Below are 20,113 nucleotides of genomic sequence, written 5' to 3'. Positions count from 1 at the left end.
AGGGGTGAGAAAAGGACATAAAAAAACCACTCGATTGAGTGGTTTGCATTTATTTTTAAATAGATTATTCTTTTTTTCTTCTAAAGTACCAGTAATATTCCATGGGTTTTTCTTCTTGTGGTTCATAACCTAATTCAAGTAAAGCTTCATAGACATCATTATATTCTATTTTAGGTAAAATAGAAAGTAACTTTTCTGTAAGTTCATGAGTTGTGAACCTGAATTCTTTACTAATCAAATCTGCAGGAGCATACATTTTAGTAATGAGTTTTTTAACCTCTTCTTTGTAGAATAAAATAAGCGCCATATTACATCAGATTAATTATATAAAGGGATTCTCTTTACGGTTGACCAATCATTGCGAGGAATGAAACTCGGACTGTTTTTTTTCCAGATACCCGAATCCTGAGAACCCCAATATTAAATGAATTAATATGGAGCACTCCTCGCTTATTTTTTAATGATTGGTCAGGGCAAATATAGGAATAAGAGGTGATATATACAGCCGTTCATTCAAAGACAAGGCCATTTAATTAAAAAAGGAAATATTACTTAAACAAATTACGTTCCTAATGTTTTGTACCATTGGTCACTATAACTCAATTAAGTAATTTTCTTTTTTCAATGTCGTACTCCTCTTCAGTCAAAACGCCATCGTCAAATAATGCTTTCAGTTTCTTCAGTTCGTCAAATTTACTTGACTGACTAACAATTTGCGTCTCTTTAGAGTTACACTCTTTGATTTCGCATGTTGCTATTGCTTCCTCTATTTCAAGAGAGTAATTCGTTATATTTCCACCACCTACTGTGAAATATACTTTCTCGGCACCTTTGAATTTTATCTTCTTTATTTTTTTTACAATAACATTTAATCCAGAATAGGCAGATCCTATTTGAGTTGCGGATCCGGCCATTATACCTGCCATTTTTAAATAAACAAAAGTTCCTTGGATACCTGAACCGCGTCCTAATGATATAGAGTCACCTTCTTTGTAGGTGATTCCATTTGAAGCGGTGTACTCTTCGATTCTATTTTGTGCACTTGCAAAAACAGAAAACATCAGCAATAAGAAAGTTGCTTTTTTCATAGTTATAATTATTTGATTATTATTAAATATAAAAACCTACACGAATGTAGGTTTGGGGCATGTGTTTTTTGGTTATTTTATATTCTCTAGCAATTCGCTAATTCCTAAAAAAGCAGGTGTCAACTCCTTTGCGGTATAATTATCGGTTTCGTTTTCGGGAATGTTAGACATTGCCATGGCAAACATTTTGTTTAATCCCATTTTAAAAGCACCCACGGTTATATTACTATGTGTAATAGGTGCTAATTTCTTTTTTTGTTTCTTACATTTTTTAATCAAAGCTTCTTGAATACGGCATAATTCGGCTATTTTCTTTTGCTCATCTGTCTCATGGAGGGCAGTGTTAAACTGGTTTTCTAATTTACTGATCATCTTTACATATTTTTTTTAATTCGAGGTCTACTTTGCTTTTTAAATCGAGTACTTCTACGTGGTAGGCTAGTTTTTGTCTAGCAAATAGCACGAGTGCAGATACAATGGCAGTGATAAAAAACACCACCCAGTGATCTAGTTTTCCTTCTTCTTTTAAAGCAAAATCATCATCAAATAAAATAATTATTTGAAATACGTACATTCCTATAGGTATCATTAAAACTTTTATCCACCATTGTCTGGAGGTAAAGAGCCAAATTAAACAGAGATACAATGGAATAAATTTTTGAGCCAAAACCCACACAAATATTGAGATGTTCTCATAATAAGTACTAGTGTAAGTAAATGCAAATGTTTCCCAACTTTTTACAGCTGGGAAACATAAATAGCAATATGCTAATAGTGGAACTATAGCAATTAAAATGGCAGTAAAGGTATTAACCGCCAGTTGGCGGTTTAATTTTAGTTGGGTCAATTTCGACATGATAAAATTGATCGGTGTTTGCGTTAATTAATTCTGTTTTTTCCTCTGTGGTATTTAAGGGTTCAGCTTCACAACTTACTAATAGAATTGCTACTACTGTTAAAAAGAATAATTTGTTCATGGAATTAGATTTTAAAATTAATGAAAAATATGTTTGCGGTGTTAAAATTAACTAAATAATTAAATTGTTTTTTTTATTATTCACAAAACATTGCGCCATCACTCCATTTGTCTGGGTTTACCACCAATGGTTCTAGTGTTTTTAATTCGAAAGAAAAATCCATTCCCCAGAAACCTATAGCTTCTTCATTGCGAATAGTGGCCATTGTCACCGACTCCTTAACGAAGTTGTTGTAAAGCCAGCCAATCTCTGGCATTTTACTTTGAATGTTTATTCTAGACAAAACCTCTAAACCAATAGCTTCACATTTATCGATCGCATCATCCTGCCCCCGATAATCATCTAATTTCACACCAGGTATTACTATTGAAAAAGAGACGGCACGATTATTAAAGGTACGCTGTTCATTACCGGATAATTTTCCGCTATAGTCATAAAAAACTAGAGTGGTCCTCAATCCTAATGTACTGTCGGATTTACTACCAAGCTCAGAAGGAGAGGTTCCGCAGTAATCGTCAATATCGAAGTGCTTTGTGGCTAAATCTTCAAAATAAGCGTTTACTTTTTTATAAGATAAAGGTCTAGACATAATTATTTATTTAATTGGTTTTTTCTTTCTAGCTCTTTGCTGCGCACTATTTTTTCATCTAATACGGATAAGAAAACAGCGGCATACACTTTTTCAGTCTCCTGGTGATTGCCAAAAACCTGCACATCATCCATTGCCATTGATTCTATGATCTTTGAAAATGGTTCGTAAGGCTTCTGTTTTTTTACTGGTTGTTGTTCTATGTCTTCGACATTGTTGTCGGTAACTTGTTTAGGTCGTGGGAATACGTTTGGATTTCGATTAATAAAATTTTCACGGCAACCAGAATACGCGTGTGCAATCATAAATTTTACAGCAAGCGGAATCTTATCTGTAATGCGGGCATTATGCTCTAGTAACAAGGTTGAAAAAGGAGCACGGATGTCTTCGCGATTGTTTCCCTTCTTTTCCCGGAACAGTATTGCGGTGAGTCTATGCAAGTCAGCTACGTTGTTCTCAGTGGCCCATTTGTAATAAAACAAATCAGCATAAGAGAGTTCTTGAATAGTAACGTTTGCCAGCCTAGCTGCGGGACCATAAACAGTTTTTCTAAAAGGCCACTTGCCACTTTTAATTTTGGAAGGAAAACGAGTGAGCAATTCTTTATTATCAAAAACAAAAGCCGTGTATTGCTCTAGCTCAGAGAACGGCACATCGCTCCATAACAAGACTGCCTTTACAATGTTCTTTATAGTGAATTTTGGAACGAGTAACACGCTTAAAACGGCAAGTTTGAATGCTCTATTACTTATTTGTTCGTTACGTGAATTAAACATAAAACGCCCCATGAATCTAATTTGCGATTCAGTGAGGTCGTTCCATTTTTGTGGGATGTTGTAGTTTATTCTCATTGAATATTGTTTTCGCTTGCTCTAACTAATTCTTTCTCCAGCTTCATCACTTCTACGGTGAGTTTGCCAAACTTGCAATACATGGCATCATTTACCACTGCTAGTGATTCTATATCAGACCAAAGTCGCGCTTTTTTTACTTTTAATGAACGGAGTTTTTCTGTCATGATTGTGCTCTTTTTTTATTGATATAGTGTAAAATAGGTTCGTTAAATACTACTAGTAAAGTTACTCCAGCAATCAAGAACAACCACCATAGTGACCAGCCACTAACGGCTTTTTTATCAACATTTTTGCTCTCGCTTTCCTTCTTGATTGCTTCTTGTAGTTTTTGTTCTAAGGCTGTAATTCGATCCTCTTGTTTTTGAAACTCAATTTTATATTGCTGATCAGTACTCTCGGTTTTCTCCGTGTTTTCTTTTTTGTCTTCAGTGCTTGTAGTTTGGGTACGCTTGAGATTATTAAAAACGGTTTTTTTACCATCAGCATCTACAATACTGGCTTCGATGCTAGGGTCTACCGGTTCCCAATTATCCACGGTGCTTGTGGCTTTGTTTTCTAGCGTAGCCTTTGTGACTGCATTTGTTTTTAAAGAAGCAGTGGCAACATACTTCTCTTGAATTTTTGCAAACTCATTGAATAATGCAGCGTAATCGATTTTAGCACTTTCAGAGGTTTCTTGCCTGTCAGACTTTCGAGCAGCGCAGGAACCTAGCGTAAGGAAGGCCACCATCGCGACTAAGATTATTTTAGTTTTCATATTAAAAGAATTGAGAACGTGAGATAAATGTTTTAGACAAATCATGTTTGATAATTTATGGGAGACCAATCACATTGACTCCAACTTGAAAAAAGAGTGCAACTATTAATTTTTTCATAAGAATACGATGTTAAGCAGCAGTACTGAATTCGCGATCAGCAGTAGCCATTTTTGTGTGATAATTATTTTTAAAATATAAGGGTCCATTATACTGTGCAGCGAAAGCAGTAAAATCCTTTGCTCTTAATTCGTCATCAAGATGTGAGGCCATGATGTATTTTACAAACAGTTCTAGTTGTGCCTCTTCGCTTTCCATCATTTTATTGACAAACTCCTGAATAGACAAACAACCGCACAATTTATAATTGAATCCCATGATCTGGAAGCGTCCCCATGAAGATGCCATTAAAGCAACTTCTCTATTGATGGCAACGGCTCTTTGTAGCTTAGCATGTTGCTCGCTTTCTTTGCCGTAGGGTTTTGTTCCCCATTTAGGATAGCAAATATCAGAGAGTACAGGAGTGATATTAGCCTTACGCAAATACTTGTAAAACACATGCGGTTCAAAAAGTATTTTTACATCTCCATTTTTCAAAAATCCTGAGCCACGGCTTTCCACCTTATCAACGGCTCTAATGGCAGAAACGGCACAACCTATATATTTTGCTGCAGCCGTGAATGATTGTAATGAGATACCTAGTTTCATGAGTCGGTTTTTTTAAAGTCAGTTACTGATTCTTTTATTTCGTTAGCTCGGCTTACTGCTTTTTTCAGGAGTGCCCAAACATCACGTCCAGTGGCTTTTTCAAAGTTTTCTTTAATGGATACGCTTTCGATAAAAATTAAAAGTATGGCACCAATTTTTGTACAGAAGAAAGAAATCGAAAACCAAAATTGAAAAAACTCCGTAAGGATAAAGAAATCAATAACGTAGAGACATATAATACACATTTGGTACAATAGCATCTTAGAAACTATTTCGCTTAAGCGCCTGCTTGTAACGTATTTCCAGCCACGTACTCTAATCGATCTATAAATACCAAAACCAGTATCAAGAACAATAGCCGCTCCCACAGCAAGCATCAATCCAGTGATGGGGGCAAAGAATAAGAAAGTCGCTGTAAGGAGGTAGATTATTGTTGTTTTCATTTGTTTTTACTTATTAAAAATTACACTACTATCTTCTTTTCTGTATAAATGCTGCATACATATTTGACATATTAGTATAACTACTAGGATGTATGCTATCTATAATATAACCATCTGAATTTTTAGCTCTATCAGTATCATTATTTAAAGATGAAGCTATATCGACTACATATATTTTTTCATTAATTCGGTTATCGAAGCTAGATAATAAAACTCTCCTCATTTCAAACATACATCTGTTTTTATAACTTCCAAAATCAGCTAGTAAATTATGGTCGTCACTGAATAAAGGGACTAAACTGATGCATATTTTCATTAATGGATTAGCTATTCTTACTGACGTAATAAATTGATTAAATCTAGCTACTGTACTAATATTTAAAGGCTCTAATTCATTTATGTTTACTCTTGAATAATCGTTATTACCAACTAATAATATAGCTATATCAGGAGTAGATATGTTCCAAACCGTCAAATATCTAGAGTAATCAAATGTAAAATTAAGTACACTTTCAGCAATAATCTCCCAAGAAGAACCATTCCATTTTTTATAGTTATTTTCAGAGTAAAAATACATGACATCGTTAGTATTAGGTATTAATTTAACTCCAGTTGTTGGGTTAAACCCTCCTATTTCCTCAGCTTTAGGAACTAACCCACCGTCAAAAGACGAATTTGCATAGGCAGATATCCAAGCTCTAGTACATCCATAATATTTATAACTGTAGTCTGATGGGTGTAAAAATGGAGAAAAACCGCCAAAAGTAGATGGACTATGTATTAAAGTAAAATAATACTCAAAAGTCCATCCTGGTCTGCCTTCAATATTTGGAGATAATGCATTATTCATATCAGACCTCATAGTACCTACAGTACTTGTAGATGGACATTGACTAAGCATACTAGACCAAAGAGAAGAACTACTACTTAAAGAAGCTCCAATTGTAGCTATTTTCAAAGCTCCATTATTCAGCGACATATTAGCGACTTCTACTCTAGATTTTTTCACTTCTACAATGTTGAAATCTTCATCATATCTTTCAATAGAAATATTTAAAGAATTACTTTTATTAATTAGAAAGTAATCTTTGTAAGGTCTCAAAGTGTCTTTGTCGTAGGGTTCAACTCTACATACTGTTTTTAATTCTCTCTTGAGAAATGGAGACGTATCTATTCTAGTCTGTACAGGTCTAACATACATAAAAGACGGTACAAGCATCTCGTTATTCATATAGGGCACAGCTTTAACTACTTTAGAATGTTTTAAATCTAAATTAGAGCCTAATGAAAATTCCTTAAAAATAGCTGGTTCAGAACCTTCTATTATTTGAAAATTATACTTAAAATTTCCAATTGGACTATCTCTATACTCATAACGTATGTAGTAAGTATTTGATAAAGTGGTGACTTGATATATTTTAGACGCTCCAAAATCGCTATTCCTTAACCACACTCCGTTAACATCAAATTCAGCTAAAATCATTTTACCAACAGAATTAGCCGAATATAAAGTGCTTGGTTTAGCTCTAATTAAATCTTTAGACACTGTGTATAATCCTGTTTTTATATTCCCATCAGTATCTATTGCAGATGTAGACACAAAATTATTTTTATCTACATAATTAAATGTAGGTATATAATCAATTGATGGTAGTACAGTATCTTTTATAGTATATTCTTTAAAAGGAGTATAAACAGTTTTTACCGAACCATTTTCAAATTGAACATTAGACAATACATTACTACACGCTAATCTAATGTATTTAGCAAATTCACTTGTGACTCTAGTTTTTAACTTGCTAATATCCTCGCCATAAACAACTTTATCCAACTCCCCATACTCTACGTACTTTATATTCCCGCTACCGCTTAATGTGTAACTTTTATTAGGTTCTACGTAAATTTTATCTGTAGTGTATTTATTTATGTTTGGAGTTGAAAAAGACCCATCAGAAATATTTAAGTCAAATCCATTAACTAAAGTATTTGTATTTACTAAGTTATTGGAATATACTTTATTTTGTTTTGTATTCTCTAATACACTTACGTTTGAATTTAACAAATTTATACTCTTAAAATTCGTGTATTTTTCATAAGGTAAATTTATAGTCCCTTTAACTACCTGAAAATTAGAGTCTGAAATATTATACCCAAATATCGCATAAGACGCATTTGATTGATAAGCAATTTGAATAACACCATTTACATAAGTTGTTACAATACTCGAAACTATAGGATTATCATTTACATCAAATAAAACAGCTTTTCGAGTAGCAGAACAAATAAAATTAGATGTTAAAACGTCCCCTAAAGATATTTTTATTTTCCCAGAAACGCCATAAGAATAAATAGAGCTAGATAAAGTACCATCAGAGTTAATAACAAAACCATCCTTTTTCTCAGATGAGTCAAATAAATTTAACCCTCTTTCTTTGTCTAATTTATCACTAAATTTTAATAATTCAGATTTTAAAGCTTCGGTATTAACCTTACCGCTTAATTCATCTAGCCATTTACTAGAAGTCGCTGGCACATCAGTTGATAATGTAGCAGATGTAGCTTTCCAAAACTTACCATTGTAACTAACTTTTTCACCGATTAAATAAGCTTTAGCTGTCCAAGTTGGAAAAACGCTTATATCAGTTTTTTTAGCATACAAACTCAAATCAATCAAAGAATTAATCACGGTCCAAACACCTTTTTTAAGAGTAAACAAAACATATTGATTGTTTAAGTCAGCTACTTTGCCTCCATGATTGGGATAAGTTCCTGAAACTTTAGGTAGGTACACACCATCCTCAGTAGGCGTAGGGTCAGTTGGAGAGACTGCCCCCCTCCATATCTTATCTACAACAGCGTCTTCCGCTCTTTTAGCTGCATCAATTGCTTTTTGTGATGAATTCTCATCTACGGTGATATTAATTATACTCATCTTGTAGCCGTCTTTTTTATCGTTATTTTTCCTTCTAAATAATATTTTTTAATCGTTGCCTTCACCATCAACACATCGTAGTAATACACATCATAAGTAAGCTTGCTTGCTTGCTCATTTGTGATAGTGACTAGCAGTACGTTCTTAGTAGTACTGGTGATTGTCAATCCTGCACCAACGGTAAGTTCGATAACTGCATTTGCTGACTTAGAATGCTTGATTTGTAATTTGATTGCTTCAAATAGTGATAGATCAAGAGGAGCGGTGTCACTATCAAATCGCAATTCAAAATCTTTGTATGCGTTTTGAAACAAGGTAAAATCATACTTGGCGATTGTAGCCTTTGTCACCACCTTTGAAATCTCTGGAGTCACAGATATAGGTCTGAATAAAACATCATCAGACACTTCTTTACTGATGCAAGAAAGAGTACCTGCTTCGGCTAATTGTTTTATGAACAATCGCTCTTGCTCATTTTCTCCTATGAGTTTGATGTCGTGAATGCCATTGGCTGTGGGTACTCTTAGTGCTTGCATTAGTTTTAATTTTTATCAAAAATAGAAGTTGTGACTTGGTTTAAAAAGGACATGGTTATAAGTACAAACCCGACTTTCTCTTGATGATTTTATCGGCAATTCCCTTTTCAACTTTGTCTATATAGTCTGGAAATAGTAGTGGATTAGTGACGATTAATTTCTTGAGTGATTTTAAATATTCCTCACCTGCACGTTGTCTATCACTCTTCAAGTCATTGCGGTCCTCTTTGTCTAGTACCTGTTGTTTATCCCATGGCATTTGCTCGCTTGCTACTGTAAAAGAGCTATCTGTAAAATCAAAGGTTCCGGTGATTGCTGCCTTAGCAACGGTAAATGCAACAACAGCTTTCCTTGCGATTTCTTGAGCATCAATTATGATCGTTTCTGCTGAGTTTGTTTTTAATAAGTCCAGTGTTATTGGCCCCAACATTGCTTTTAAATATTGATCCTCTACTTCACGCATGTATGGTTTCAAGGCAAGGAATGTTTGTCGGTTATTTTTGATTGTAAAGTGCTCATTGAATTGTGCTGTATGTTGCACAATCAACTCTTTGAAAATGGTATAATATTTTGAATCTTGCCATTCAGTGAAGACAGCTAAGTTCTCTTCCATGATTTGGAAAGCACTGTCAAGGTCTTCGTTGTATGTTGAAAGAAGGGAGCGGGATAGATCGCGCTTGTCTTTCCAGTCGGCATTACTAGCTTCTTTATTTTCAGAGGTCTTAGAACCTGAATTTGTAATTAAAACATTGATGGTAGGCAAGGCGCGAAGGAGTGCTAAATTAGCAACTGCAGATTCTAGCAACCCTTTAACCAAGTCGAGAGGGTCATTACTGTCCTCCTCAAAGTTATGTATGACTAGTGCATCATATTGCTCTTGACCTATTAAGTCTAATATTAGTTTGCGCTCCACACGTTTTGCAAAAGGCATCACTTTTAAAAAGTCGAATTGAGCAGCAACAACTATGTGTCTTTTAATGTCGGTGACATCGTTTATTAGTCTTGCCATTTTATTGATGTATTATATTTTCTTGACCACTTGGATTTTTGTCTAAGGTTGTGAGGTTTACTCCAGAGAACATACCTATTAAGGAGCGGTCCCAACCATTAAATGAGCGGAGGAAGTTCCAATCATCAGAAACGTAGACGCGCTTAGGAACGAGAGAAGCGGACAATACGGTGTAAGCTTCACGAATATTAGAACCGGAACCGCCTAGGTTTGATCCTCCTGGTGTTCCTGCGCCAATGATTGCAGGATTGACTCCAATAGCGAAAAGAATCTCTGAGTTAGCTGCAGAGGCATCTACATTGTATGCGCCGTCTTTCAGTTTGTCATCAATAGGAGTGACTTCAATTCCTTTTACAAACTTGCCACCCTCTTCAAATATTGGGGAGATTATGGAGCGTCCAGCGGCTTTATTTCCTGACAAATGACCATCAATGGCAGCTGAGAGTTGTTCTCTCATTTCCTGACGTTTGTTTGCGTCAAAATCATCCCATTCCTCTTTGTAAAAATTCTCAAAGTAATAGTCAGAAACGTACACAATGAATTTCATGTTCACTTGGTTCTCGAAAAAAGCTTGTTTGAATTCAGGAACAGAGTTAGCTACATCCATCCAACCGTTACGATCTACAGCGTGCCAATGCGTCTTTGGATAATAGTTTTCGTCTGTGTAAGCATAATTTGATTTGGTACAAAAATTATAAATACCTTTTTCTTTGCAAAGGCTTTTGATGTCCTGAGCGGTCAAGCGATCTTTATCAAAGTAAGCGATTGGAATATTGTATTTAGGATTTGCAGTAGCCCAATCAGTATTGATTATCACACGCGGAATGTCACCAGCGGCATTCATAATTTCAAAACGACAATGTGCCGCTTGTTGACGAACAACTTTTGTTAATTTTTCGCCATTAGCAGAAACCACCCATTCTGTGAAAGCAATTTGAAAGAGAGAGAGATCGGCAATTTTTGCAATCCAATATTTATCAAGATTGTTGTTTTCTACAAAGTCAGCGATATCAGGATAGTCTTCTAATAGCTCTTCAACTAATTCTACTTTACCGGCTTCGCTTTTTATTTTTTTGTAAAGACTAAAACCGTTTCCATAAGTAGTTGACGCTAAAGTATTGATCCCTCCAACTGCAGCACCATTTCTTAGAAACTTTTTATTGTAGAAGTTTTGTGGATACAAATTGTCTGATCCCCACTGCACTATTTCAGCGGTTGATTCCTCATTAGAAGGATCTATTTGTACTTTAATCGGTTCTGGAGTAACCGATTTTCCAAAACCAGTCAAAGCAATTGACGTTTCACCTAGGTGGATATTTTTGTAATGTTTCATACTTAGTAGATAACTTCTTGATCATTAAATTTTGTGATGTATCTAAAATTGATTTTTATGATACGGCCATTTTCTAGTTCTATATTTCGAGTAGCGTTTTCAAAATGATTAGGATTTTTACGAATCCGTTCTTTTCTGTAAAAATGCTCTGCATCTATAAATGCTTTTCCTTTTTGCTTTGTGCCAATTAGCAATTTTGCATTTTTATAATTTTTCAAAACACCACCAGTATTATTGTTTTTATTCCTGGTCCTAAATTCAATATCGAAAGGGATGGCAATTCCTTGAACATCCACTTTCTTAATTATTTCTAAAACTTGTCTCAAAAAGATTCTCTTAATCATATTTCAAAATTCGCTATTTAAACAAACTATAAAAAGGACAGCTTTTTTTGACTATAGAATGTTCCCTTGTTATCATTAATTTTTTTATAAATAATTAAAAATCAATATTTTAACTTTTTTAAATTGCTTTTTATTCTCAAAGTGCATAAAAGTAGAGCGGCTTGCCCCTAATCTGTTTCTACACTTTCCGTTTTCAAAAGAGCGATATATGAGAGGCCAACCGCCCTTTGAGCAATTGGCCTCAGCATTAATTCATTTCGTGACCTTTGTATAATGGAATGTGCACTCGTTCGTCTCTATTCTTAATCAAGGCTAGTACCTTCTTGTAGTACCTCCAAAATAGAGGGATGTCAAATGTATCTGAGAAGTGTGTAGCATGTTCTTGAGGTGTATTCTTAGAGCGCTCGCTTCTTTTATCTTTGACAATAGTGTTGGGTTTATTTCCTGGTATCGCTGGAGCATTCTCTAACGAAACAATTAGATCTGCACAGTTGTTCTCATTGATTTGAATCTTAGGTAATCCTTTTGTACCACCATATTTCAATAAGTAATTCATCACAATAAATTTATCATTGTGACCAGGGTTCTCAGATCCTTTACGAACTTTAACTATCACTTTCCATCCGTTACGCTTAAAGCATTCAATGGCTTGCTCAGCAAATGTTAATCTTGAGTTGGCCTGTTTGTTGTTACCATTACGGTCATAGTAAAACTCGATCACGTTATTGTGCTTCTTCTTAGGCTCGTAGTATGGAGCAAATTCTTCATCAATCAAGTCATCAATTATCTTAGGCGATACAACATGGAACGTCTTGAGCTTACGGAATACGTCACCCTGATCCTGTGCAACAGTCATAGAGTTGAAATTACCCCAGTCAATTGTGACGATCAAGGGCTTGTGCTTCATGTAGTCAGTATCTTGGCGACAGTTGAAGTCTTTCTTCTTGGCATTAGTTCCAAGAGTTTCTAAATAGTTATTGTCATAAGAGTAGCGATAGTAGTGCTCCTTTGAATTCAATGCAGGATAGAATCCATTGGTTACCTTGGCAGGCCTAATATTGCGTATCTCAGCATCGTAGTGCATTTCAGAAGGCGCGTTATCTTTCATGCGCTCAAACCAATCGCTTGATAAATTATGTTTATTGATTGCAGCAGGAGCCTTAACAAATAAAACTTTCCATGGCTCTTTTTTAGCTAGAGTTTCAAGGTCTGTAAACCACTGGCCCTTTTGTGTCATCGCTACAGATGAAGCATAGATTTCAGCATTACAAAGAGGTTGGTTTTCATACAAGCCACCGCATGTAGAACGGTTTGTAGTTTGCACGTTATTAAACAATTTCTCCTGGTCTAGTAAAGCAGCTTCATCGCCAATAACAATTGAAGAGTTAATACCACGTCCGGCATTAGCTTGGTCATTAGAAACCATTATCCACACAAAACCATTCGAGAAGTGAATAGTATTATCCCATTTATCTGGAGATTGAAACGGCATCTCAAAACCAAGAGATTTACCTGATTTACCTACGACATAGTCAATCCCCTCATAAATACCAAACATCTCTAAACCCGCCTTAGTAGAAGGCAATGTTCTCGATAGCATTTGTTGGTAGGTTTCACCCACAAGAATACCAGTTGCACGTGGCATTTGTTTAACAGCCTCTTTAACAAACCAACCAAGTATTGTTGACTTCCCAGTACCACGCGCCCATTCAAGTACAATAGTTTTAATCCATACTTCAATTAACTTTTTAGGATTGTAAACTTTTTTACCTGATTGCTCTATAACAGCTATTTGAGCAAGATTAAGATCTATTTGGTTAGTCTTCATCTTCCTCCTCATTTACTCTTTCAAAATCAACATCTTCAGTATCCAGAGCATTGAAGTCGATAGAACCACCATCTTGATTTGCTTCGATCATTTTTAAGACAGATGGATGCGCTTTCAAGATATAGGTTTGTGCTTGCATTTTCTCTGGATCAAAATTAGGGTCAGAGTCTTTATCAAAACCACCGATTTTAATACGTTGTGCGATCACTTTTAATTCTAGTGCACCGTCCTTATCTCGTATTGCACGCTGTTGCAATCGCATGAGATCTTCTTCAATCAGGTATCGCTTAGCTTCTTTATGATTTTTAAGTATATCCCCAAAAATAAGGAGCGAATCGTTGACATATCGATATGCTTGTGCACGGCTAGCACCGTCATTAGCAAGCACAGAAACAGCTTGTTCCTTTGAGTGATAATTAATCATCAAGTTCCAAGCTTTATAAATATTTACACGAATTGCATCCTGCTTAGGACTAAGAGTAACACTTTCCTCTCCCTTTAAATAATACTTGCGTATCTTATCTAGGGTGGTTACTTTTTTACGTAAAATTACAGCGTTAGAACTCATGAATATTAGAATTTTAACGCAAGTAACTAAAACAGAAAGTGTAATTAAAGGACAAAGAAAAACCCACTGCTAGAGTGGGTTTTTCATTTTATTTAACTGTAGGGAATTTATCAATTGCCTTACCTAATAAGCCTACTATTGACTTAAATCCTAAATCCTTATGATCATCATCTTTAATCATTTTAGGATCCTCCTTATGATCTTGCATCCTTTCAAAATAATTCATGATTTGATTCCATTTTAAACTCTCTCTCTTCTGGTGTAATTTTTTACTAGATATTTTAATTACAATGTCATCTGAATCATCGATTAGGTCAGATTCCCAATCATATTCGTTAGAAATAGCTAACCCATATTCATTCAGTGATTTACCTATATTTTCAGATACAGCATAAATTGCAGATATATTTCTCTTATCCTGATTTATTCTTTCATAAGTGTACAATATACCTTTCAACAAACGATAGATTCCTGTAAATACTGCACTAAGAAAAATAGCCCAAGGAAGCTTGACTATCAACAATCCGAATGCCAAATTTATTATTTGCCATGTTGTAAAATGTGAACCTAAACGGGTAATAAAAGCATCATAACTATCAAAAGATTTTAATATACTGGGGATACTAAGTCCAATTGCTAGTGTAGTTATGAAAAGCAGTATATAAATTACATTTCCATACAGTTTCATGTTACTATTTGTTTCTGTTAAAAAATCACGGAATTGAGTAATTATCTTTACTTTTTTATTAGCATCATCTGTAGTAAATTGTATCTCTTTCTTAGATTTTTCCAATTGAGCTTTAATATTTTCTTCAATTTCGTGAGTTTCATTTCTTAAAAAACTTTCCTTTTTCAAAAGTTCAGCATCTAATTCATCCCTTTTTTGAATCAATCCATCAATTTCGTTTTGCAAATTAGAAACCAATTTATAAGCAATTGAACTATTGTTGGAAGCACTTTCATCTGTACCAAGTAATGCCATCAAATTACTTTCTTTTTTTTCTAATGACGAAAGTCTTTTTTGATAAGCTAATATGCTATTTTTTAAAGTGGTATGTTTGATATTTAACGACAAATCTAAATTCGTAAAACTTTCTTTTAGATTGTTGTATCCTTTCTGACCGCTCTCAAAACCTTCAATATTTAAGTTAGGGATTGCATTTACCCCATAACCTATTGTGGGTAGTTGAGATAGCAAACTATCAATTCCGGAAATAATCTGTTCCACTGACTTCGTTTCTTCCATTTTGTTTTATTTAGTAATAGTTTAGATACAAACATACAAAAATTTACAAATGAAAAAGCCACTCATTGAGTGGCTTAGTTTTTATTCGAAATATTTATCAATTTCAATTTTGGACAATATCTGTCCATTTTTTGTGATTTCAAACTCAAGATGGTTTTCACGCATGTACTTAATCCATCGCCTTACATCCACATCAGTGTATTTTGGGTCGAGTTCAATTCCTCGGCATTGTCGCCAGTTCTTTTCACAAGAAATCAGTGTCGTTCCAGAACCTAGAAAGGCATCACCGACCAAGTCATATTGCTTTGAACTATTCTTCATTACATAAGAGAACAACTCGATCGGTTTCATTGTTGGGTGATCTTCACTTTTGTTTGGTTTGTCAAACTCTAAAATAGTGGTTTGCTTTCGGTCTGAATACCAGTTGTGAGCAGCTCCTTCTTTCCATCCGTAAAGGCAAGGTTCGTGCTTCCAGTGATAATCTTGCCTACCCATTACAATACTATTCTTTAACCAAATTAAACATTGTGCCAATTTAAATCCAGCATCTTTCAAAGCATTTCTAAAGTTGGCTCCTTCACTATCTGCATGGAAAACATAAATAGCACTGCCTTCAAGAGTGTGATCATATGCAGCTTTATAAAATTCAAAAAGGAAAGTGTAAAAATCTGCACTTGACATGTTATCGTTTTTAATTTGCAACTTGTCCTTAGTACTTCCGGTGTAGTTCACATTGTAAGGAGGATCTGTTAAAACCATGTTTAATTTCTCATTATCTTTTAACAGCTCACTATAGGTGTTTTGGTCACAGCTATCACCACAAATTACACGATGCACTAATTTCTTTTGAATCGATCTCATCTCATAGACATCACCTAAAACTGTAATTGCTTCTTTAGCTGGCGTGGGATCAAACTCAGATTCTTCTTCAGAAGTTAACTCAGCAGCTAAATCCATTTCAGGAAGAGGAATATCATCAATATTTAAACCTAAAGACAACAGATCAATATCATCAAAAATGGCATTTAAAATATCGATATCCCACTCACCAACTGATACGTTTGAGCGAATATTGTACTCCTTAAACTCTTTTTCAGTTAGCTCACGGTTCGGAACCCGCACATCTATCAGTTCATCGCCTCTACCAATTTCGAGTAGAACCACCACACGTTGATGCCCTGCAATAATAACATCATTGGTATTAATTGCGGGAATTTCGGCAAGGTTGTATTTTTCTAAACTTTCTTTAAGCTTTTGTTTTTTATCCTCTGAGAGTTTACGAGGATTGTATTCATAAGGAATTAAATCCTTCACTCTTCTTTTTTCGGTTGACCACTCCAATGGAGCTAATAATAATTCACTCATCTTTCAATAATTTTCTAATAGTTTCTAAATCAATTTTTAATTGATGCAATTGCTCGAGCTTACTATTTAGTGCATTTAAAAGAGTTCTATCTTCAGGTGAGCTAGCAACAGCTTCTCTTTTTGATTGAACGGTCTTTTCTCTTTTACTAATTCTAACCTCGAGCCTATTTCGCATCAAAAATAATTTGTCTTTCGAATAACTACTGAAATTCTCGCTTTGATCAGTAGGCATAATTCGATTGTGATCTTTCCAGTGATCAAGTATTTTCCAAGCGCGGTCAATTTTGGTCCACAAATCTTCCAGTTGGATAATTAATTTTAATGCAGCTTCATCATTCTCTCCAGAGCAAGCATTCAATTGAAATTTTAATTCACAAGCTAAGTACCAGTTGCTAATACGCTCTCGATAAGTAGCGTGCAGCTCCATTGGGTACATGGCCATTGATTCCTTTTTAACAGCCGTCTCTACAGATTGCTCTATAATTTCCTTATTAGAGTCTTTGACTACTGTTTTTAAAGGTTCCGGTTCTTTTTTAACTCGTATTGTAGGAGTAGCAACAACAACGTTAGCTCCTGATAAAAGCGCTTTCTTTAGCTCGTATTTTAGCTTCAAAAAATTAGAAGGATTTTCTTTTAAAAAATTTCTAACCAGGTTGTTATTTCGAGAAGGCAACTCGCTGTACAGTTTAAAACCATCAGCATAACTTCCATTATTGTCAAACCAAGATTGAATATCCATATAAACTAATTTTAAAAAAAGCTCCGAATATTATATCCGGAGCTTTACTACTAACTAACCAAAAAAAACTAAATTTTACTTATATGAGGATCATGCCTGGTAAGACTGGCTATTTTAAGCCTAGTAGCTATATTGAGTAAGTAAGCCGTCTTAACATCCGTTGCAATTTTATTTTCATAACAACGGTTAAAAACATCTTGTTCAAAAACATTTTGATACTGATCATTAAAATCAGTGTAATGCACATCAAATAATACATTTTGATCTTCATTATTGATCGAATATCTATTCGCCAAAATTAAATCCTGATAATTGAAATCAGAATTTAGCTGATCAACAATTGCTTCTGGTTCATAAATAAAAATATCTTTATGAACACTCATAGCAGATACCGTACTAAAGGCTAAGCCACACATGGCTAGTAGGACAATTTTTTTCATAATTATAATTATTAAATGATTTACTTAAATCGTAAAATTCTAGCTTTTGCAGCGTCCTGAATTTTTGCGTTATCAGGTTTAGCTAAAGCCAAAACTTCAACATCCTGTACCCTTCTTGCTTTTTCGATTAGAGAAAGCAAATCTTTTACAGTTTCTTTTTTAAAGAGCTCCTCGGCACCAGGTTTCAATCCTAAATTTTTAAACCCTCCTTTATATACCTCAAGAGCGTTATTAGGAATTCCTGTGCGCAAATCAAACCTTGAGCGATCATTTAAAACGAACGCACAAGGAATAAGTAGATTTACTATCTCAAAGTATTTTTTCATACTAAGGAGTTACTGCAGCTGGTTCTTGAACCGCGCCAGAATAGACAATAGGAACACAGTATGATTCAAAGGTGAAATTCACCACCTTATCATCTTCACCACCTTTTCCAGTCGTTGCTTTACCCTCTACAATGTAGGCAGGATTGAACGCGTCGCCAATTAATCGCTTTTGCCCATCTCGCTCTCTAACACAAAAAATCATCGGTGTGTTCTTGTGGGTTCTCATGAACCCTAACACCTTTTTGTTGTTACTTGAAACAGCAAAAGGAAAAGAACTCTTCGTCTTTTTGTTTCCTTTGTTCCCCACAAGATCAACCGTTACTTCTCCCGAATCTGGCATAATAGCAATTGTACCAAATCCTTTTCCTGCTTGAAACACGATGTCTTCAGTTACTGTAACTGCAGTCTCATAAGTGTATCCAGGATCCCCAAAATTTAATGGCATTGGAAAAGTGGTGATTTGAGGATGAATGGCATAATTCACATCCACCTCAGAAATACCCGCTTGCACCTCATTGTTAACGCATGCTGGTAAATTTTCTAATGGTAATTCGTCAAAACATGTATCCATGATCTATTTTTTTAAAAGTTTAACAAATGATGAATTTCCAGAAATAAGCAATTCCATTGCGTCTTTATCTTGAATCCATTCTTCTTGAGATCTATTTACTCCAAGGAAGTTAAAGCGAGCAGGAGCTGTTTTTTTGAATCCATAAGTAGATCCATTAAAATCAAATTCCGCTTCATTTTCTTCTTCTTTTGTTTCAGTAGGAACACCTGTAAAATCTGCTAGAGCTTGCTCAGCTAGATTAATATTTCCTTGCACAGCTATTTTGTCTTCATCAGAAGCGTCTTCTGGTAAATTCTCAAACGCTGTTTTTGCTTCAGTCACAGCAACAGTTAATTCAGCTATCTTTTCGGCTTTTACCTTTTTTATAGCTGCTTTCAATTGCTCAACAGTTAAACCTTCGGTATCAATACCGAAGGTTTTTGCTTTATCTATTAATTGATCTTTAGTCATCTTTACTAGATTATTAGATTACTTCTTCATGAGGATAGTACATCTTCATTTTTTCAGCATTACCTAGACCACGAACAATCCCAGCGAAATCAGCCACACAAACAGCCTCATTCATCAAGAAATCATATCCTTTCCAGAACTCCATAAAGATTTTTACTTTATAGTCTTGAACTTGAATCATCGTGATCTTTGGTGGGTTGTCGATAACGTCAATAAGATTCAACATTGCACCTTCAACAGTACAAAAAATCTTGTCGTCAGCCATATTTGTATGACCCACTAACGCTCTTTTTCTCAAAGGCGATCTAGTGTTGTCAGCTTCATCATACTTAGGAGATTGATTGTACTTTTCGCGATAAGCAATCTCGTAGCGCTCCAAGTTATTCTCCGACATGTGGATTTTTTGGATTTTGTTTTTCAAAATCTTAGGTAAACCTCTCTCAAATGCTAAAACCTGATCGTAGATATTAGAATCTGTCAACGCTTCTAATGGAATTTTAAAAACTGGACGATCAGTGTTAGCAACAGCTAATTCAATGATCTTGTTCCATCCATTTAAAGAATAACCAAATTCACCATCAGCAGTTCCTCCAGTTGTATCACCAATCCAAGACAACAATTCTAAATCGTCTGTTACTTGCGTCAACAACCAATCAATGATGATTTTGCAAATTTGCTTATTGGTAATCTCAACATCCTCCTCATATAAATCTGCAAGAGCTGTAGAAAGTACTTCAGCAGGAACGATTGGGAAATTGACTTTTTGATGGTAGTTTTTCAATTCTTTGTCTCTTACAGAGAATTTACCTAGTTCTTGCCATTCAGCTTTAAAACCTTGTACAACGTGCGACATGATAGAATCAAGTACTTGATAGGTACCTTTGATTTTAGTCACTTTACGACAATGCGCATCAACCGTAATAGTCATGGCACGAGCGAAATCTGCTTTTGAGATTCCTTTGTTCTGAACAACGAATCTTTGCAATTCGTCAGCTAATAATTGAATATCCAT

Annotated in this window: 26 protein-coding genes; all 26 read right to left on the bottom strand. The window is 34.9% G+C overall.

Annotated features, from left to right (window positions below; all coding sequences use genetic code 11):
* Positions 1-64 precede the first annotated feature (64 nt).
* The gene (locus HNQ00_RS05705; protein WP_173837354.1) at positions 65-307 is read right to left on the bottom strand and encodes a hypothetical protein; all 243 of its coding nucleotides are present in this window, start codon (positions 305-307) and stop codon (positions 65-67) included.
* Positions 308-599: 292 nt separating this feature from the next.
* The gene (locus HNQ00_RS05700) at positions 600-1,088 is read right to left on the bottom strand and encodes an SHOCT domain-containing protein (RefSeq protein WP_173837353.1); all 489 of its coding nucleotides are present in this window, start codon (positions 1,086-1,088) and stop codon (positions 600-602) included.
* A gap of 72 nt (positions 1,089-1,160) precedes the next feature.
* Positions 1,161-1,460 carry a hypothetical protein gene (locus HNQ00_RS05695; protein ID WP_173837352.1) on the bottom strand — a complete coding sequence of 100 codons (300 nt, stop codon included), beginning with the start codon at positions 1,458-1,460 and terminating at the stop codon, positions 1,161-1,163.
* On the bottom strand, positions 1,450-1,935 hold the full coding sequence (locus HNQ00_RS05690; protein WP_173837351.1) for a hypothetical protein: 486 nt from the start codon (positions 1,933-1,935) through the stop codon (positions 1,450-1,452). Before HNQ00_RS05690 ends, HNQ00_RS05695 begins: the two co-directional genes overlap by 11 nt.
* Complete coding sequence (locus HNQ00_RS05685) at positions 1,898-2,065, bottom strand: hypothetical protein (RefSeq protein WP_173837350.1); 168 nt, start codon at positions 2,063-2,065, stop codon at positions 1,898-1,900. Before HNQ00_RS05685 ends, HNQ00_RS05690 begins: the two co-directional genes overlap by 38 nt.
* A 76-nt stretch (positions 2,066-2,141) precedes the next feature.
* Entirely contained in the window at positions 2,142-2,654 is a 513-nt protein-coding gene (locus HNQ00_RS05680; protein ID WP_173837349.1) for a hypothetical protein, read from the bottom strand.
* A gap of 2 nt (positions 2,655-2,656) precedes the next feature.
* A complete protein-coding gene (locus tag HNQ00_RS05675; RefSeq protein ID WP_173837348.1) occupies positions 2,657-3,505 on the bottom strand; it encodes a hypothetical protein in 849 nt (282 codons plus the stop codon).
* Positions 3,502-3,672: a hypothetical protein gene (locus HNQ00_RS05670; protein WP_173837347.1), complete on the bottom strand. Its 171-nt coding sequence runs from the start codon at positions 3,670-3,672 to the stop codon at positions 3,502-3,504. Before HNQ00_RS05670 ends, HNQ00_RS05675 begins: the two co-directional genes overlap by 4 nt.
* Positions 3,669-4,265: a hypothetical protein gene (locus HNQ00_RS05665; RefSeq protein ID WP_173837346.1), complete on the bottom strand. Its 597-nt coding sequence runs from the start codon at positions 4,263-4,265 to the stop codon at positions 3,669-3,671. The genes HNQ00_RS05670 and HNQ00_RS05665 overlap by 4 nt, the downstream gene beginning before the upstream one ends.
* Before the next feature lie 130 nt (positions 4,266-4,395).
* Positions 4,396-4,971, bottom strand: a complete 576-nt coding sequence (locus HNQ00_RS05660) for an N-acetylmuramidase family protein (RefSeq protein ID WP_173837345.1) — start codon at positions 4,969-4,971, stop codon at positions 4,396-4,398.
* Complete coding sequence (locus tag HNQ00_RS05655) at positions 4,968-5,414, bottom strand: phage holin family protein (RefSeq protein ID WP_173837344.1); 447 nt, start codon at positions 5,412-5,414, stop codon at positions 4,968-4,970. The genes HNQ00_RS05660 and HNQ00_RS05655 overlap by 4 nt, the downstream gene beginning before the upstream one ends.
* Before the next feature lie 28 nt (positions 5,415-5,442).
* On the bottom strand, positions 5,443-8,346 hold the full coding sequence (locus HNQ00_RS05650; RefSeq protein WP_173837343.1) for a hypothetical protein: 2,904 nt from the start codon (positions 8,344-8,346) through the stop codon (positions 5,443-5,445).
* On the bottom strand, positions 8,343-8,882 hold the full coding sequence (locus HNQ00_RS05645) for a hypothetical protein (RefSeq protein ID WP_173837342.1): 540 nt from the start codon (positions 8,880-8,882) through the stop codon (positions 8,343-8,345). The genes HNQ00_RS05650 and HNQ00_RS05645 overlap by 4 nt, the downstream gene beginning before the upstream one ends.
* 55 nt (positions 8,883-8,937) lie before the next feature.
* On the bottom strand, positions 8,938-9,891 hold the full coding sequence (locus tag HNQ00_RS05640) for a DUF6712 family protein (RefSeq protein ID WP_173837341.1): 954 nt from the start codon (positions 9,889-9,891) through the stop codon (positions 8,938-8,940).
* A gap of 1 nt (position 9,892) precedes the next feature.
* Positions 9,893-11,224: a phage portal family protein gene (locus HNQ00_RS05635; RefSeq protein ID WP_173837340.1), complete on the bottom strand. Its 1,332-nt coding sequence runs from the start codon at positions 11,222-11,224 to the stop codon at positions 9,893-9,895.
* Between the two features lie 2 nt (positions 11,225-11,226).
* A complete protein-coding gene (locus HNQ00_RS05630; RefSeq protein WP_217425252.1) occupies positions 11,227-11,550 on the bottom strand; it encodes a hypothetical protein in 324 nt (107 codons plus the stop codon).
* A 265-nt stretch (positions 11,551-11,815) separates the two neighbouring features.
* The gene (locus HNQ00_RS05625) at positions 11,816-13,396 is read right to left on the bottom strand and encodes a hypothetical protein (protein WP_173837339.1); all 1,581 of its coding nucleotides are present in this window, start codon (positions 13,394-13,396) and stop codon (positions 11,816-11,818) included.
* Positions 13,386-13,964 (bottom strand): hypothetical protein, encoded by a 579-nt coding sequence (locus HNQ00_RS05620; RefSeq protein WP_173837338.1) that lies wholly within the window; start codon positions 13,962-13,964, stop codon positions 13,386-13,388. Before HNQ00_RS05620 ends, HNQ00_RS05625 begins: the two co-directional genes overlap by 11 nt.
* Before the next feature lie 88 nt (positions 13,965-14,052).
* Positions 14,053-15,210, bottom strand: coding sequence for a coiled-coil domain-containing protein (locus tag HNQ00_RS05615; protein WP_173837337.1), 1,158 nt, complete (start codon positions 15,208-15,210; stop codon positions 14,053-14,055).
* A gap of 81 nt (positions 15,211-15,291) precedes the next feature.
* The gene (locus HNQ00_RS05610) at positions 15,292-16,575 is read right to left on the bottom strand and encodes a DNA modification methylase (RefSeq protein ID WP_173837336.1); all 1,284 of its coding nucleotides are present in this window, start codon (positions 16,573-16,575) and stop codon (positions 15,292-15,294) included.
* Complete coding sequence (locus HNQ00_RS05605) at positions 16,568-17,314, bottom strand: hypothetical protein (protein WP_173837335.1); 747 nt, start codon at positions 17,312-17,314, stop codon at positions 16,568-16,570. The genes HNQ00_RS05610 and HNQ00_RS05605 overlap by 8 nt, the downstream gene beginning before the upstream one ends.
* 68 nt (positions 17,315-17,382) lie before the next feature.
* Entirely contained in the window at positions 17,383-17,754 is a 372-nt protein-coding gene (locus HNQ00_RS05600) for a hypothetical protein (protein WP_173837334.1), read from the bottom strand.
* Between the two features lie 20 nt (positions 17,755-17,774).
* The gene (locus HNQ00_RS05595) at positions 17,775-18,080 is read right to left on the bottom strand and encodes a hypothetical protein (RefSeq protein WP_173837333.1); all 306 of its coding nucleotides are present in this window, start codon (positions 18,078-18,080) and stop codon (positions 17,775-17,777) included.
* A gap of 1 nt (position 18,081) precedes the next feature.
* Entirely contained in the window at positions 18,082-18,651 is a 570-nt protein-coding gene (locus HNQ00_RS05590; RefSeq protein ID WP_173837332.1) for a hypothetical protein, read from the bottom strand.
* A gap of 3 nt (positions 18,652-18,654) precedes the next feature.
* Positions 18,655-19,101, bottom strand: a complete 447-nt coding sequence (locus tag HNQ00_RS05585) for a hypothetical protein (protein ID WP_173837331.1) — start codon at positions 19,099-19,101, stop codon at positions 18,655-18,657.
* Positions 19,102-19,114: 13 nt separating this feature from the next.
* Positions 19,115-20,113, bottom strand: coding sequence for a hypothetical protein (locus tag HNQ00_RS05580; RefSeq protein ID WP_173837330.1), 999 nt, complete (start codon positions 20,111-20,113; stop codon positions 19,115-19,117).

The sequence above is a fragment of the Flavobacterium aeripolare genome (assembly GCF_013294025.1).
In the GTDB taxonomy this organism is placed as follows: domain Bacteria; phylum Bacteroidota; class Bacteroidia; order Flavobacteriales; family Flavobacteriaceae; genus Flavobacterium.
This window is presented reverse-complemented; position numbering and strand designations above follow the sequence as displayed.

Coding starts and splice junctions, on each gene's coding strand:
- HNQ00_RS05705 (WP_173837354.1), bottom strand. CDS start 307: ATGGCGCTTATTTTATTCTACAAAGAAGAGGTTAAAAAACTCATTACT.
- HNQ00_RS05700 (WP_173837353.1), bottom strand. CDS start 1,088: ATGAAAAAAGCAACTTTCTTATTGCTGATGTTTTCTGTTTTTGCAAGT.
- HNQ00_RS05695 (WP_173837352.1), bottom strand. CDS start 1,460: ATGATCAGTAAATTAGAAAACCAGTTTAACACTGCCCTCCATGAGACA.
- HNQ00_RS05685 (WP_173837350.1), bottom strand. CDS start 2,065: ATGAACAAATTATTCTTTTTAACAGTAGTAGCAATTCTATTAGTAAGT.
- HNQ00_RS05680 (WP_173837349.1), bottom strand. CDS start 2,654: ATGTCTAGACCTTTATCTTATAAAAAAGTAAACGCTTATTTTGAAGAT.
- HNQ00_RS05675 (WP_173837348.1), bottom strand. CDS start 3,505: ATGAGAATAAACTACAACATCCCACAAAAATGGAACGACCTCACTGAA.
- HNQ00_RS05670 (WP_173837347.1), bottom strand. CDS start 3,672: ATGACAGAAAAACTCCGTTCATTAAAAGTAAAAAAAGCGCGACTTTGG.
- HNQ00_RS05665 (WP_173837346.1), bottom strand. CDS start 4,265: ATGAAAACTAAAATAATCTTAGTCGCGATGGTGGCCTTCCTTACGCTA.
- HNQ00_RS05660 (WP_173837345.1), bottom strand. CDS start 4,971: ATGAAACTAGGTATCTCATTACAATCATTCACGGCTGCAGCAAAATAT.
- HNQ00_RS05655 (WP_173837344.1), bottom strand. CDS start 5,414: ATGAAAACAACAATAATCTACCTCCTTACAGCGACTTTCTTATTCTTT.
- HNQ00_RS05650 (WP_173837343.1), bottom strand. CDS start 8,346: ATGAGTATAATTAATATCACCGTAGATGAGAATTCATCACAAAAAGCA.
- HNQ00_RS05645 (WP_173837342.1), bottom strand. CDS start 8,882: ATGCAAGCACTAAGAGTACCCACAGCCAATGGCATTCACGACATCAAA.
- HNQ00_RS05640 (WP_173837341.1), bottom strand. CDS start 9,891: ATGGCAAGACTAATAAACGATGTCACCGACATTAAAAGACACATAGTT.
- HNQ00_RS05635 (WP_173837340.1), bottom strand. CDS start 11,224: ATGAAACATTACAAAAATATCCACCTAGGTGAAACGTCAATTGCTTTG.
- HNQ00_RS05625 (WP_173837339.1), bottom strand. CDS start 13,396: ATGAAGACTAACCAAATAGATCTTAATCTTGCTCAAATAGCTGTTATA.
- HNQ00_RS05620 (WP_173837338.1), bottom strand. CDS start 13,964: ATGAGTTCTAACGCTGTAATTTTACGTAAAAAAGTAACCACCCTAGAT.
- HNQ00_RS05615 (WP_173837337.1), bottom strand. CDS start 15,210: ATGGAAGAAACGAAGTCAGTGGAACAGATTATTTCCGGAATTGATAGT.
- HNQ00_RS05610 (WP_173837336.1), bottom strand. CDS start 16,575: ATGAGTGAATTATTATTAGCTCCATTGGAGTGGTCAACCGAAAAAAGA.
- HNQ00_RS05605 (WP_173837335.1), bottom strand. CDS start 17,314: ATGGATATTCAATCTTGGTTTGACAATAATGGAAGTTATGCTGATGGT.
- HNQ00_RS05600 (WP_173837334.1), bottom strand. CDS start 17,754: ATGAAAAAAATTGTCCTACTAGCCATGTGTGGCTTAGCCTTTAGTACG.
- HNQ00_RS05595 (WP_173837333.1), bottom strand. CDS start 18,080: ATGAAAAAATACTTTGAGATAGTAAATCTACTTATTCCTTGTGCGTTC.
- HNQ00_RS05590 (WP_173837332.1), bottom strand. CDS start 18,651: ATGGATACATGTTTTGACGAATTACCATTAGAAAATTTACCAGCATGC.
- HNQ00_RS05585 (WP_173837331.1), bottom strand. CDS start 19,101: ATGACTAAAGATCAATTAATAGATAAAGCAAAAACCTTCGGTATTGAT.
- HNQ00_RS05580 (WP_173837330.1), bottom strand. CDS start 20,113: ATGGATATTCAATTATTAGCTGACGAATTGCAAAGATTCGTTGTTCAG.